This window comes from Pseudonocardia sp. OZ21 (genome assembly GCF_059359135.1).
On sequence record NZ_JCADBN010000005.1, the window covers coordinates 282,614 to 295,362 of the forward strand.

General features: G+C 71.0%; 13 protein-coding genes. 4 read left to right on the top strand and 9 right to left on the bottom strand.

Going from position 1 to position 12,749, the window contains the following annotated elements; all coding sequences use genetic code 11:
• Positions 1-45 precede the first annotated feature (45 nt).
• From AC5L35_RS14310 to AC5L35_RS14320, 3 genes are all read right to left on the bottom strand, one after another.
• Entirely contained in the window at positions 46-936 is an 891-nt protein-coding gene (locus AC5L35_RS14310) for an ABC transporter substrate-binding protein (protein WP_495060104.1), read from the bottom strand.
• Positions 937-1,132: 196 nt separating this feature from the next.
• Positions 1,133-1,609: an anthrone oxygenase family protein gene (locus tag AC5L35_RS14315; RefSeq protein ID WP_495060105.1), complete on the bottom strand. Its 477-nt coding sequence runs from the start codon at positions 1,607-1,609 to the stop codon at positions 1,133-1,135.
• Entirely contained in the window at positions 1,606-2,532 is a 927-nt protein-coding gene (locus tag AC5L35_RS14320; RefSeq protein ID WP_495060106.1) for an NAD(P)H-binding protein, read from the bottom strand. Before AC5L35_RS14320 ends, AC5L35_RS14315 begins: the two co-directional genes overlap by 4 nt.
• 101 nt (positions 2,533-2,633) lie before the next feature.
• Here AC5L35_RS14320 and AC5L35_RS14325 point away from each other — a divergent pair, with 101 nt between their 5' ends.
• Complete coding sequence (locus AC5L35_RS14325) at positions 2,634-3,659, top strand: AraC family transcriptional regulator (protein ID WP_495060107.1); 1,026 nt, start codon at positions 2,634-2,636, stop codon at positions 3,657-3,659.
• On the opposite strand, the gene AC5L35_RS14330 is transcribed toward AC5L35_RS14325, so the two are convergent.
• The 3 genes from AC5L35_RS14330 to AC5L35_RS14340 form a co-directional block, all read right to left on the bottom strand.
• Complete coding sequence (locus AC5L35_RS14330; protein WP_495060108.1) at positions 3,613-4,389, bottom strand: enoyl-CoA hydratase/isomerase family protein; 777 nt, start codon at positions 4,387-4,389, stop codon at positions 3,613-3,615. The two genes, AC5L35_RS14325 and AC5L35_RS14330, sit on opposite strands and share 47 nt — an antisense overlap.
• A gap of 68 nt (positions 4,390-4,457) precedes the next feature.
• A complete protein-coding gene (locus AC5L35_RS14335; RefSeq protein WP_495060109.1) occupies positions 4,458-5,006 on the bottom strand; it encodes a sigma-70 family RNA polymerase sigma factor in 549 nt (182 codons plus the stop codon).
• A gap of 146 nt (positions 5,007-5,152) precedes the next feature.
• Positions 5,153-7,876: a helix-turn-helix transcriptional regulator gene (locus tag AC5L35_RS14340; RefSeq protein ID WP_495060110.1), complete on the bottom strand. Its 2,724-nt coding sequence runs from the start codon at positions 7,874-7,876 to the stop codon at positions 5,153-5,155.
• 246 nt (positions 7,877-8,122) lie between these two features.
• Between AC5L35_RS14340 and AC5L35_RS14345 the strand changes: the two genes are divergently transcribed.
• Positions 8,123-8,899, top strand: a complete 777-nt coding sequence (locus AC5L35_RS14345) for a carbonic anhydrase family protein (RefSeq protein WP_495060111.1) — start codon at positions 8,123-8,125, stop codon at positions 8,897-8,899.
• A 27-nt stretch (positions 8,900-8,926) separates the two neighbouring features.
• Positions 8,927-9,604 carry a VOC family protein gene (locus AC5L35_RS14350; protein ID WP_495060112.1) on the top strand — a complete coding sequence of 226 codons (678 nt, stop codon included), beginning with the start codon at positions 8,927-8,929 and terminating at the stop codon, positions 9,602-9,604.
• Here the strand turns inward: AC5L35_RS14350 and AC5L35_RS14355 are convergent.
• Genes AC5L35_RS14355 through AC5L35_RS14365 form a run of 3 tightly spaced genes read right to left on the bottom strand, consistent with a single transcriptional unit; the run spans position 9,594 to position 11,499 of the window.
• Positions 9,594-10,700: an MFS transporter gene (locus AC5L35_RS14355; RefSeq protein ID WP_495060113.1), complete on the bottom strand. Its 1,107-nt coding sequence runs from the start codon at positions 10,698-10,700 to the stop codon at positions 9,594-9,596. The genes AC5L35_RS14350 and AC5L35_RS14355 overlap by 11 nt on opposite strands.
• Positions 10,697-11,014, bottom strand: coding sequence for an MFS transporter (locus tag AC5L35_RS14360; protein WP_495060114.1), 318 nt, complete (start codon positions 11,012-11,014; stop codon positions 10,697-10,699). Before AC5L35_RS14360 ends, AC5L35_RS14355 begins: the two co-directional genes overlap by 4 nt.
• Positions 11,011-11,499 (bottom strand): MarR family transcriptional regulator, encoded by a 489-nt coding sequence (locus AC5L35_RS14365; protein ID WP_495060115.1) that lies wholly within the window; start codon positions 11,497-11,499, stop codon positions 11,011-11,013. The genes AC5L35_RS14360 and AC5L35_RS14365 overlap by 4 nt, the downstream gene beginning before the upstream one ends.
• 325 nt (positions 11,500-11,824) lie before the next feature.
• On the opposite strand from AC5L35_RS14365, the gene AC5L35_RS14370 reads away from it, so the two are divergent.
• Positions 11,825-12,577, top strand: coding sequence for a VldE C-terminal domain-containing protein (locus AC5L35_RS14370; RefSeq protein WP_495060116.1), 753 nt, complete (start codon positions 11,825-11,827; stop codon positions 12,575-12,577).
• The last annotated feature ends 172 nt before the right edge of the window (positions 12,578-12,749 follow it).

The following is a 12,749-nucleotide window of genomic DNA, read 5'->3' on the forward strand; positions in this document are numbered from 1 at the left end:
GCCCCTGCGGCGGCGGTTTCCGTCGGGCTCAGCTCGACCGGCCGATCAGACCAGGACGACGCTGTCGAACGTCGACGTGTTCTCGAGCCGCGAGTCCAGGAGGTCGTGGTCACTCATCCACCGCTGGGTGGTCTCGTACATCTCCTGAGTGTAGGGCTCGAACACGATCCGCTCGCCCGGCCCGAAGCGGCGGACGTCGACGAGGGCCGCGATGTCGTCAGGCATTTCGCGGTTCCAGTACCGCAGGTAGCTCTGCGGCTGGAGGTCGATGTCCCGCTGAGCCTTCTCCAGGGCACGGAAGTACTTCTTCGTCTCCTCGTGGTCGGCGCCCTCGGCAACCAGGAAGCCGACCGCGAAAGTGGCATCGACGAGCTTCCGGTAGCCCAGTTGCTCCGCGACGTAGAACTGCTGGCCGAACAGGGTCGCGGCAGGCACCTCGCCGCGGAGGAGCCGCCGCAGGCGGTCGTTCGGCAGCCCCTGGAAGGTGAGCGTGAGCCGGTCGGGCGACAGGAAGGGCTCCAGCGCCTGAATCGTGGCGTAGTGGCTGCCCGAGTGGTAGCCCACGGCCACCTCGACACCGGCGAGATCCTCGGGACGGACCAGGTCGGAGCCCGGAGCGACGAAAACCGCCGACGGAGTGATCGAGTAGGCGCTGCCCCACATCTTGCCGGCACCGGACGCGGCCACCGCGTTCACCGCCCAGTGGCAGGCCGCCGAGATGTCGCAGGACCGCGTGGCCGACATGTCCTCGAACGCCCCGGACCGGACCTCCTCCGGGACGCTGTCCGCGGAACGGACCGCCGATGTCGTACGCGAACTGCCGGACAGGCCGTTGGCCTGGAATTCGTAGTCGAGGCCCTCGGCGGCAAAATAGCCGTGCTCCTCCGCCACCCACTCCTGTAGCCGGGTATGGGGCTGGATCACATACTTTCCCATTGTCGACCTCCTGCCGGATCGTGTGTAATGTTTTCCGCACCCCACGTTATGTTCCGCAGCGGACCCGAGCAACGGGCCCCGATCGATGGCAGTATCGCGCTTTCCTATGGGACAAAAGGGAAAGAGCCGCCGAGCCCGGCCCCACAGGTACATGCGGCTCGAACCGTTCAGCCGTCCCCGCCCGTCGGTGCCACTGTCACACCGCCAGCGCCAGCGCTGCCGTTGATGCCGTGCACAGGACGGTGCGCACGTGGTTCCACGCCGTCCAGCGGACGAGGTAGTCGCTCCAGGTGCCGGCAGCAACTGCAGCATCGGGGCCCACGGCGGCCAGTCGGATGTTCAGGGGAACGTTCCGCGCCGCCGTCACGAGGAACGAACCGACCACATGGAGAACGGCACCGGCGATGATCCACCCGGTTCCGCGCTGCGCCGAGAACGGCGCCCCTATGGCCAGCAGGACACACAGCACGGTCGTCCCCCCGAACACCACGCCGAACAACGGGTTGAGGATCGCGCTGTTGATCGACTGCATCGTCGCGGCGCCGACGGCTGGTGGCAGCCGCCGCAGAGCCGGCATCACGGCCACCGAGAAGGCGAAGAAGAGCCCCGCCATCAGACCGGATCCGACAGTGGCGACCAGAGTGGCACCGGGTATCAACGCGTCGATCGTCATGCCACCGGATCCTGGACCAGTCCCGCGACAACCGCCTCGAACGGGGTCGGGGTGGTCGTCGCGGCATTCCGGCCCTCACGCGTGACGATCGTGCCATCGGACAGTGCCCGACCCATCTCCACGTGCAGTGCGGCGGTGTCGGGCGAGAATCCGGCCTCTGTCAGTGCCGCCACCATCTCCGCGTCGGGCAGCCGGACGTACTCGAGGTCGGGCCGGCCGATCGCCGCACCGAGAATGGCAGTGGCCTGGGCGAAGGTGAGATCGCACGGTCCGTGCAATTCCCGCACCTGCACGCCCGACCAGTCACGGGTGAGAAGTGCCGCGGCTGCTGCCTCCGCAACGTCTCTGGTGGCGATCATCGGCACCGGCACGTCGGGCGCCACCGCGTCGGCGTTGACGCCGATCGCGTGCACCAGGTCCACCGCGGCCGTGATGCTCTCGAAGAACAGGCCGGGCCGCAGGAAGAACAGGTCCAGCCCGGGCACCCGGCGGAGCCGCTGCTCCTGCGCGTGCAGGCTCGTGATGAAGCCGGTGCCCTCCGGGAGGTCGGCACCGAGGCTGCTGAGCGCCACGACACGGCGGACCCCGGCCGCCTGCACGGCGGCCACGATCGCCTCGCCCAGACGCTGCTGCTCCGCGTGGAAGTCGGCCGATGTCGGGTCGTAGGGCAGGAGGGTGTGCACGGCGTCGGCCCCGCGGAAGGCCCGGGTCAGGAATGCGGCGTCGGCGACGTCGCCTGCCCACGTCTCGGCGCCTGCGGCGGCGAGCGCCGCCAGCGCCTGCGGGTTGCGACCGATCGCGCGGACGGGTTCCCCCGCGTCCAGCAGTCGCTGTGTGATCTGCCGGCCGACGTGGCCGGTCGCGCCCATCACCGTGATCATGGCGTTCCTCCGCAGGTCCGTGGCGTCGTGTTCGTCCACCATCGAGCCGATCGTTCGGACCTTCCATGCCCGGAAGTCGCCGGTTCATGCTCATTCGTCCCGATCCTCTGGACGCCGGGGAATCGACACCGCAGACTCGACCCGTGTTGGTCGACGATCGGCTCCACTCCGAGGACGCGCTCGGGGAGGCGCTGCACTTCCTGCGCGTCACCGGGACCTTCTACTGCCGCTCGGAGCTCACGGCGCCGTGGGGCCTCACCATGCCCTCGTGGGATGACTGCCTGTGGTTCCACATCGTCACGGCGGGCCGGTGCCGCCTCGACGTCGACGGGGCGGAGCCGCGCTGGCTCCAGCAGGGTGACCTGGCGCTCGTGCCGCACGGCAGGGGGCACGTGCTGGGCAGCGGGCCCGACGTCATCACTCCGGACGTGACGGGTCTCGAGCATGAGTTCCAGAACCGGTACGCGATCCTGCGCCACGGTGGCGGCGGCGCGGCCACCACGCTGGTGTGCGGCGCGGTGCGACTCGACCACCCGGCCGCGCACCACATCCTCCCGCTGCTGCCGGTGGTGATCCACATGGAGCCGGCGGGGTCACCGCAGGCCGAGTGGATGCAGAGCACGCTGCGACTGGTGGCCGCCGAGGCCGCCGAGATGCGTCCGGGCGGCGAGGCCGTCATCACGCGGCTCTCGGACATCCTGGTGATCCAGGCCCTGCGCGCGTGGATCGAGACCGATCCCGCGGCGCAGCGCGGCTGGCTGGGCGCGCTGCGCGACCGGCAGATCGGACGCGCCATCTCGCTGATCCACCGTGACCCCGCCCACGACTGGACGGTGGCGTCGCTGGCGAACGAGCTGGCCATGTCGCGCTCGGCCTTCGCGGCCCGCTTCACCGAACTCGTCGACGAGCCCGCGATGCGGTACCTCACGCGGTGGCGGATGCAGACCGCCCGCACCCTCCTCGCCGAGGACGGCACCACGGTCGCCGAGGTCGCGAGCCGGATGGGCTACCGGTCCGAGGCCGCCTTCAGCCGCGCGTTCAAGCGGATCATCGGGCTACCGCCCGGCGCGGCGTCCCGTGGCAGCCCCGGCGCCGCCGGCACTCCGGTGGCACCCGCACTCCTCAGTGGACGCGGAACTCCGGGAGCCGTTTCTCCAGGAATGCGCTGACACCCTCCCGGTAGTCGTCGCTGGAGACGGCGTCGATCGGCAGCTCGGTGGCCTCGGTGTCGGGCACGTCCTGGCCCGCCATGATCTTCTGGATGAGCCGCTTGCTGCCCCGGACGGAGACCTGGGAGCGCGCGCCGATGGTGCGGGCGAAGTCGGTTGTCCTCTTCTCCAGCGCGTCGGGTTCGACGAGCTCGTCGATGAGGCGCACCCGCAACGCATCTTCCGCGGTGATCCGGTTGGCCGAGAAGAGCAGGTACTTGGCGAACGCCGGCCCGACCACGGCGACCAGCTGTCGAGTGGAGGTGAAGCCGTAGACGATGCCGAGCTTCGCCGGCGTGATGGCGAACTGGGCGGTGGTGTCGGCGAACCGGAGGTCACAGGCCAACGCCAGCTCGCAGCCACCGCCGATGCAGTAGCCCTGGATCATCGCGATGGACGGCTTGCGCATCTCCGCCAGCGCGTGTGCCGCCTGCTCGACCTGGTCGCCGTACACGCGCGCCGCGTCGGCCGTGGCGCGTCGGGTGCCGAACTCGCTGATGTCGGCGCCGGCACAGAAGTGCGCGCCGGCACCACGAACCACCAGCACCGTCACCGACTCGTCGGCGTCGACCTCGGCGGCCAGTGCGGGCAGCGACCCCCACATCTCGTAGGACATCGCGTTGCGCTTCTCCTCGCGGTCGATCACCAGCTCGGCGATGTCGCCGTGCCGGTCGATTCGCAGTGCGGGCATCCGTTCACCTCTTCACCAGTGCCGATGTCACCTCCCATTCTGGTGGGAGCCGCGACGCGCGAGGGCGGTCAGAGTGTCTTCTCCGTCCCCAGCACGACGCGCAGCGCACGCAGGGCGTGGTGGGTGCGTGACTTCACCGTGCCGGTCGGGATACCCAGCAGGCGGGCCGCATCCGCGACGGAGCTGTCCTGAAGATAGATCGTGGTCAGGACGTCACGGTGATGCGGCCCGAGGCGGCTGAGGGCCGCGGCTAGGTCCCAGCGCTGCACCGCCCTCTCGAACTGGTCCTTCGCCGGCACGGTGTTCACAGCGTCGTCGTCGCCGACGATGATCGGCCGCTTGTGGTCGGAGCGCCACAGGTCGATGGCGAGGTTGCGGGCGACCCGGAACAACCACGGGCGCGGCATGGGGGCTCCGCGCGCCGACGCGGCGTGCCGCCACGCACGCAACAGTGTCTCCTGCACGACATCCTCGGCCCGCTCCGTGTTGCCCGTCAGCCGCAGGGCGAAGCAGAACAGCGGGCCGGCGGCGTCGTGCACAGTGCGGACGAATGCTTCGGCCGCATCCTCCTCCTTGTCAGGATCGGTGGAGCTCAGGTGCTGGTCGGCGTCGTTCATCGAATGGTGATCACGGAGGCTTCGCCCGGCACGATTCGAACCTGTGTGAGGTCCACATCACGGAGAATGGGGCAGCGATGTCGAGCTCGCGCCCGGATACGGACCCTGGTCCTGTCCCTGGGGGCCCCCGGGGACAGCTCGGGGACTCAGAGACGGAGCTGCGTTCGTGAGGTGATGCCCAGCTTGTGGAAGACCTTCCGCAGGTGCCACTCGACGGTTCGGGCGCTGATGAAGAGCCGGCCGGCGATCTCGGGGTTGGTGAGGCCCTGGCCTGCGAGCCGGGCGACCTGAGCTTCCTGGGCGGTGAGCGCACCACCGACCTCGATGCCCCGTTTGCGGACCTGTTCGCCGGTGGCCCGCAGCTCGCGATCCGCGCGCGCGGCGAACGCCTCGGCGCCCATCGTCGTGAACATCTGGTGGGCGGTACGGAGCTGCTCGCGGGCATCCACGCGGCGCTGTTCGCGGCGCAGCCACTCGCCGTAGAGGAGATGGGCGCGGGCGAGCTCGCTGCGGATGCGGGTGCGGCCCAGCCGGTCGATCGCCTCACGATAGGTGGTCTCAGCGGCCTGGCCGTCGAGCACCAGGGCACGCGAGCGTGCCGCCACGCCCAACGCCCAGTCGGTGCCGCAGGCGTGGCTCACCTCGGTGAGCCGGCGAACAGCGGCGGTGGCGCGCTCGGGCCGCCCGCAGCGGACCGCTCCCTCGACCAGCTCGGCCAGCGCCCCCCGGGTCGCGGTCGGCAGCCCGATCCCCTCCGTGGCCTCCGCGGCTCTCGTGGCCAGGGCCAGCGCCTCCTCGGACCGGCCCACGCTGTTCTGCAGGAGGGCCTGCGCCCAGCACATCATGGCCAGCCCGCCACCCTCGCCGCGGCGCAGAACTCCCGCATTGGCGGTATCGACGAGGTCCGCGACCTCGGCCTCGCGCCCCTGCCATGCCGCGAGCGTTACGGCACCGTGCGGCGCAGGCGGGCTGCCGGTCGCTTCGGTCACCGCCGCGAGCTCGGCGCGCAACGACGCGGCCGCGGCCAGCTCACCGGCGAGCACGTGCGTGGTGATGCGCGCGGTCAGCGCGAGGGGGAGCTCACACAGCGCCCCGGCCTCCCGGGCGAGCTGGACGTAACGGGTGGCCAGCACGTCCCAGCTCTCGTCGTCTCCCAGGATCCCGGCGGTGACATGAGCGTGCAGGAACCAGCGCAGCCCGTCCTCTGCGCTGATGTCCGGGCTGCGGAAGGCGAGAAGCGCCCGCTTCAGCTCCGCCACCCCGGCGGCTGGACCCTCGGTGTACCACACCGCCAGACCGTCCAGCAGGAGATCGACCGGCCGAGGAGGCTGCGGTGCAGGAGGCGCCGCCCGTGCGGCCTCGGCCACCTCCCGCACGCTGGCGCAAGTGGCCAACGAGCCGGCGAACACGGCGGCAGAGAGTGCATCCAGGTAGGTGTCGCGTGCCGACCGGATGTCGAGTGGCTCAAGCTGCCTGGCCGCCTTGAGCAGCAACGGGGGTGCTTCGCTGCCGCGGTTGGTCGTGAACGCGATCTGGGCGCGCAGCACGTCGGCGTGAGCGCGCTGCAGTGGCTCGAGCGGGCCCGTCACCGCGACGGACAGCAGTTCCAGAGCATCCTCGGAGGCGCCTGCCTGGTGGGTGGCCTGCGCGGCAGCCATCGCCCGCCCGGCCCGGCGGCCGGGTTCGAGGGTGAGCTGGGCGGCCCGTTCCAGGAACGCCGCAGCAGCGGCCAGGCCACCGCGGGCCCGCGCCCGTCCGGCGGAACGTTCGAGATCCGCGGCGACGCCCTCGTCCGGACCGTAGGTCGCCTCGGCCCGGTGCCAGGCGCGGCGATCCGGGTCGGCGCGGGGATCGATGGCCTCGGCCAGTGCCCGGTGCGCAATGCGCCGCTGCTCGGCGGAGCCCTCCCGGTAGACCGTCGAGCGCAGCAACGGGTGTCGGAACCGGACTCGCGTGCCGATCTCCACGAGCCCGGCCGCAGTTGCCGGTCCGGCCGCATCGGGCTTGATGCCGAGCAGTCCGGCGGCTCGCCACACGAGCAGCGGGTCTCCGAGCGGTTCCGCTGCGGCGACCAGCAACAGCTGCCGGGTGGGCGTCGGCAGCGGCGCAAGCTGCCTGCGGAAACTCTCCTCGATCCGCCGCTGCACCGGCGCGCGTGACGGCGACGCGAACCCGCCGGCGAGCTCCGCGAGCGTCAGCCCCCGGGGCAGCTCCAGCAGTGCCAGCGGGTTGCCGCGGGTCTCGGTGACGATCCGGTCACAGACCCGCTCGTTCACGAGCCCGGGTAGCGCGGAGCGCAGCAACTCCCGCGCGTCGGCGTCGGACAGGCCCGCGACCACCAGCTCCGGCAAGCCGCTCGAGGGCTCGTCCTCCGACCCCACCCGCGATGCGAACACCACCGACACCGACTCGGCCACCAGCCGTCGCGCAGCGAACGTCAACACCTCCGCAGAGGCCCGGTCGAGCCACTGCGCGTCGTCGACCACGCAGACCAGCGGCCGCTCCCTGGCGACCTCGGCGAGCAGGCCGAGCACGGCCAGCCCGACCAGCAGGCGATCCGGGGCCCGTCCGGCCACCAGCCCGAACGTCGTGCGCAGCGCGTCGCACTGCGGCTCGGGCAACCGCCCGAGCGGCCCCAGCATCGGCGCGCACAGCTGGTGCAGCCCTGCGAAGGCCATCTCCATCTCCGACTGGACGCCCGCGATGCGCTCCACCCGGCAGCCGGACGCTTGTGCCACCACGTACTCCAGCAGAGCCGTCTTGCCCACACCGGGCTCGCCCCGCACCACCAGAGCTCGACTCCGACCTGCCCGAACGGCCTTCAGCAGCCGGTCGAGCACCTCACGCTCATCGTGCCGGTTCTGCAGCATCGGACAGGACCTCGATCGTGCAGCTCGTCATGCGCCACCACTTGCGTCGTAAGCGCTGGAGATACCAGGTGTACGCCGATGCCCCGGTCCTTGATACCGACGATCGGGCCGCGGGCACGTCTGCCAGGGACGATCCGGACGACGGCCGGCGGGTCCACGGGCGGCGCGCGCCTTCTGGTAGATGATCTCCCGACGTATCCTCCTGACGGGCGACCAAGATCATTCCAAACAGGAGGAAACAGAGACGTGAGTCATTCCCGACGCTCCTTCTTGATCGGTGTTCCCACCGTCGCCGCCGCGGCGATGGTGGCGTCGTCCGCCTCGACGGCGGTGGCCGCCCCGTCGACGACAGAAGCCGCCCCGCGCCGACAGAGCCCGATCGACATCCGGTCCCGGTCAGCCGTCGCTGCCACCAAGCTGCCTGAGCTCGTGGTCGACTACCCGCGGCACGTCGACCTGCACGTCCACTACGTCAGCAAGGACGCGCCCGGCGACGCCGCGGGCTGCACCGTCCGCGGCCCGGAGGAGACGGTGGAGGCGGAGATCCCGGCCGGCACGGCCGCCGTGCACGTCGGCGGCGTCCGCTACGAGCTCACACAGTTCCACTTCCACACCCATTCCGAGCACGAGCTCGACGGACACCGGTTCCCCCTCGAGCAGCACTTCGTCCACACCGGACCGAAGGGGCAGACTCTCGTCGTCGGTCTCTTCCTCACCGGCGGTGGACGCGGCGGCACCCTGCAGGACGAGGTCCTCCGCGCCCGCGTGCAGGAGTGCGGGCCGCAGAAGGACATCACGGCCGACCTGCGCAGCGCGCTCCCCGACGACCTCTCCACGTTCCGCTATGACGGCTCGCTGACCACGGCCCCGTACACCGAGGGGGTGTCCTGGCTGGTGCTGCGCCAGCACCGGGCCATCTCCGACTCCGCCGTCGAGGCCTTCCAGAAGCTCTTCCCGAAGGGCAACGCACGGGAGCTGCAGCCGCTGAACGGCCGGACCGTGGAGTACCGCAGACAGCGCTGAGCACCCGAACCGCTCTATCGTGCTCCGATGACGACCGCCGGCCCACCCGCCGCCTACAAGGACCTCTGCCTCGATGCCGAGGACGCCGCGCGGGTGGGCCGGTTCTGGTCGGCGGCGCTGGGCCTGGAGCTCGACACACACCGCGGCTCGGTCGTCCGGCTCTCCGGCCCGACGTCACAGGAAACCCTCTGGGTCAACGCGGTTCCCGAACCGAAGGTCGCGAAGAACCGGCTGCACCTCGACATCCACACCGGGTCGCTCGACGACCTCGTGGACCTCGGCGCCTCCGTACTCGACGACACGTTGCCGTGGACGGTGATGGCCGATCCGGACGGCGGCGAGTTCTGCGCGTTCGTCCGGGAGACACCGCCCGACCAGCTGCTCTACGAGCTGGTGCTGGACGCGCACGACCCCCGCGCCACGGCGACGTGGTGGGCGGAGCTGTTCGGCGGCCACCTCGTGTCGGAGGACGAGACGGCGTGGGCGGTGGGGGACATTCCCGGGGCGCCCTTCGAGTGGTTCGTGGTCAGCCCGACCGCGGACGAGAAGGTCGGCAAGAACCGCGTGCACGTCGACGTCACCGCCGAGGACCTCGACCGCGTGCTCGCCCACGGCGCGCGGCTGCTGCGCCCGCGCGGCGACGACATCGGCTGGCACGTCCTCGCCGACCCGGAGGGCAACGAGTTCTGCGTGTTCACCCCCTGAGAGCCGTCCCCGCGGAAGGTCCGCGGAGGCCGCGTGCCCCCACCAGGGTGAGCAGCATGAGCAGTGCGCCCAGCCCCAGCAGGACGAGCGTCACGACGCGCAGGCCGGGGTCGGTGGCGCGCTCGCCGAAGGACGCGCTGATCAGGCTGGAGGACGAGATCGCCCCGGTGTACATGAACGTGCGCATCAGACCGGCGGCGACGCCGACGTGCTCGGCGGGGGCCTGCTGGTAGAGCGCGGCCTGGTTGCCGATCATCCCCAGGCCCGAGCAGACGCCGAAGACCGTGATGACGAGCGTCAGAACCCACAGCGGCGTGCTGGCGGTGAACACGAGCAGGCCGACCGAGCCCACGACCGCACCGCCCGCCGTTGCGACGAGGGCCGAGCGCACCATGTTGCGCCGGGAGAACGGCACGGAGATCAGCACCGCCAGCACCGACATCGGGAGCATGACGAGACCGGCCCCGCCCGCGGAGAGCCCGCGCTGCTCCTCCAACCACTGCGTCAAGCCGTAGAAGACGCAGTAGGTGATGAGGAAGGTGACGGCCACCCGCACGTAGGTCATGGTCAGCGCCCGGTTGCGGACGAGCAGGCGTACATCGATGAACGGATGCCGGGCCCGCAGCTCCCACATGACCAGGGCGGCGAGGAGGACGCAGACCGCGCCGACCAGCACCCACCTCGGATGCCGGAGATCGCCGAGGAAGAACAGCAGGCTCGCCATCAGCCCGGCGAAGAGCACCAGGCCGCCGGGATCGAGGGCGTCGACCGCCGACTCCCGAGGGCCGCTCGCCACCTCCCGTGCGACGTCCCGGCGGACCCACAGGAGCGTCAGCACCACCCCGACGAGAGCCAGCGGGATGTTGATCAGGAAGGTGATCTGCCAGCCCCCGAGAGCGACCAGCACACCGCCGAGGGGAAGCCCGATCGTCGCCGTGACCTGGCCCGCGATCGCCAGCGCACCCAGCGAGCCCCCGGTCGAGGCCGACGGGTGGGCGGCCGCCCACCGGCGCAGGATCATCATCGCGGTCGGGTAGCCGGCTGACGTGCCGAGCCCGAGCACCACCCGGGCCACGACCAGCATGGGCAGACTCACGGCCAGCGCGCCCAGGAGTCCCCGGCGCCGACGAGCACGAGCCCGGCGAGGAACACCCGCCGGGGGCCGAGGCGCTCACCGAGCCTGCCCATGGCGGGCTGGCCGATCGCGCTCGCCAGGTACAGCGCACCGATCAGGCTCGCGGTCGAGTCCGGGCCGACGTCGAAGCCCCGGCCGATGGCCACCAGCGCCGTGGCGATGATCGAGCTGTTGATCGGGTTCAGCGCGGAGCCGACGAGCAGCGGTGTGAGGAACCGCCAACCGGGCGTCTCGACGGCGGGGCGGGGCGATACCGGGTGCACGGTGGAGCTCACTCCGACGTGCCTTTCCGGTCGCTCGCCCGGCGCGCGACCGGTGGCGCGTCGGAGTCGGCGAGCCGGTCGAGCATCCGGACGAGAGCCGGAAGTGCCGCCAGCTCCTTGGCGTCCAGCTCGTGCTCGATGGCTGCGGTCAGCCACGCGTTGCGCTTCTCCAGCAAGGACTGCACGACCTCGCGACCGCTGTCGGTCGCCAGGATCAGCACGCGGCGCCCGTCGCCCGGATCCCTGCGGCGGGCGACCAGGCCACCCTTCTCGAGGGCCTCGAGCGTCTGCGCCATCGACTGTGGCCGTACGTACTCCGCCGAGGCCAGATCGGTCGTGGTCATCGGAGGGCCCTGCACCACCCGGTCCAGAGCCTGGAGCTGGCTCCGGCTCCACGGTGAGGTGTCGAGACCGGCCTCCGAACGGATCCGGGCCCCCAACCGCTGGATCGCCAGCGCCAGACCCACGGCCGTCGAACGGGCGTTTACAGCTGCCATGCGGCAAAACTCTACAGGTAACCTGTCCAGTTAGCCTGCGCCTTCTCGATCGGCGGCCTCGAGGCGACGAACGGGCGGCACCCCGCCGCTCGCCGCTGTCCGCCGCCTTTTCATCCCATTGAGCACCGCTACGACGCACAAGTCCCGCCGGGGTTGCCTACGTTCGCTCTCGGATCAATGACGGCACGGTCACGAACAGGACACGGGACTCCCCACCCGCCGGCTCCCCCGACCGGACGTCCAGCCGAAGCCGTCGATCCGGAGGCAGGTCGTGGCTCGGCATCGCTCCCCCCGGGGCCGACGCGCGCACCAGAACTCACCGGGGATGGCCACCGGCCATCCCGCGGTGGGACGCAGCGCGCATCGGTCCGTACCCACCCCGATCTATCGGGGTGCCGCCGCCGTCGCCGTCACGGGCGGCGCGTTCTCCTTGATCGGGGCCGCGTCCCCACTACCGGTGACGGCAGCGCCCGCCGCGCTGGCCGTCCCCGTACAGAGCGCGGACGTGCTGCTGCGCGCCGCTGTGGAGCCGGTCGTGCCGGATCCGGACGTGGTCGACGCAGGCGATCTCGTCAAGGCCGTGCAGCTCGTCGAGCAGCAGATCGCCCGGGTCACGGCCGAGCGTGCCGCCGCCGAGGAACGCGCCGCGCAGGCGAAGAGGAAGGCCGAGGAGGAGAAGGTCTCGTCCGCCGGGTTGTCGTCCCCGGACTGCGGCCTGAACACCTCCGGGCTCGGTGCGGTCAAGTCCTACGTCCGCGCGGCAGCCGAGATCCTCGGCTGCCGGTTCGGCGAGCCCACGATGCACGGCGTGGCCGGCCGAGCAGGCACCTCCGACCACCCGTCCGGCAAGGCGGTCGACTTCATGGTCGACCGCGCCACCGGCGACAAGCTGGCGGCATGCGCGCTGCGCAACCAGGACGCGCTCGGCATCTCGTACGTGATCTGGGAACAGCAGATCAACCACGGCAACGGCTGGCAGCCGATGGAGGACCGCGGCGGTGTGACCGCCAACCACTTCGACCACGTCCACGTCTCCTTCGGCTCCGGCAAGGGCAGCGGAGAACTCCGCGGCTGCTGATGGCCGCTGCGACACGCCCGCTCGTCGCATCTCAGGCTTCGTTCGTCTCACGCTGAGTAAGGGGTTCGCGTCATAGCGTGATCACTGGTTATCGTCGGCGCCGGACCAGTCAGTGACTCGGCTCTCCCAGCGGACACGGATTCCCCGATCCACCGGTTCCCCAGCCGGACAC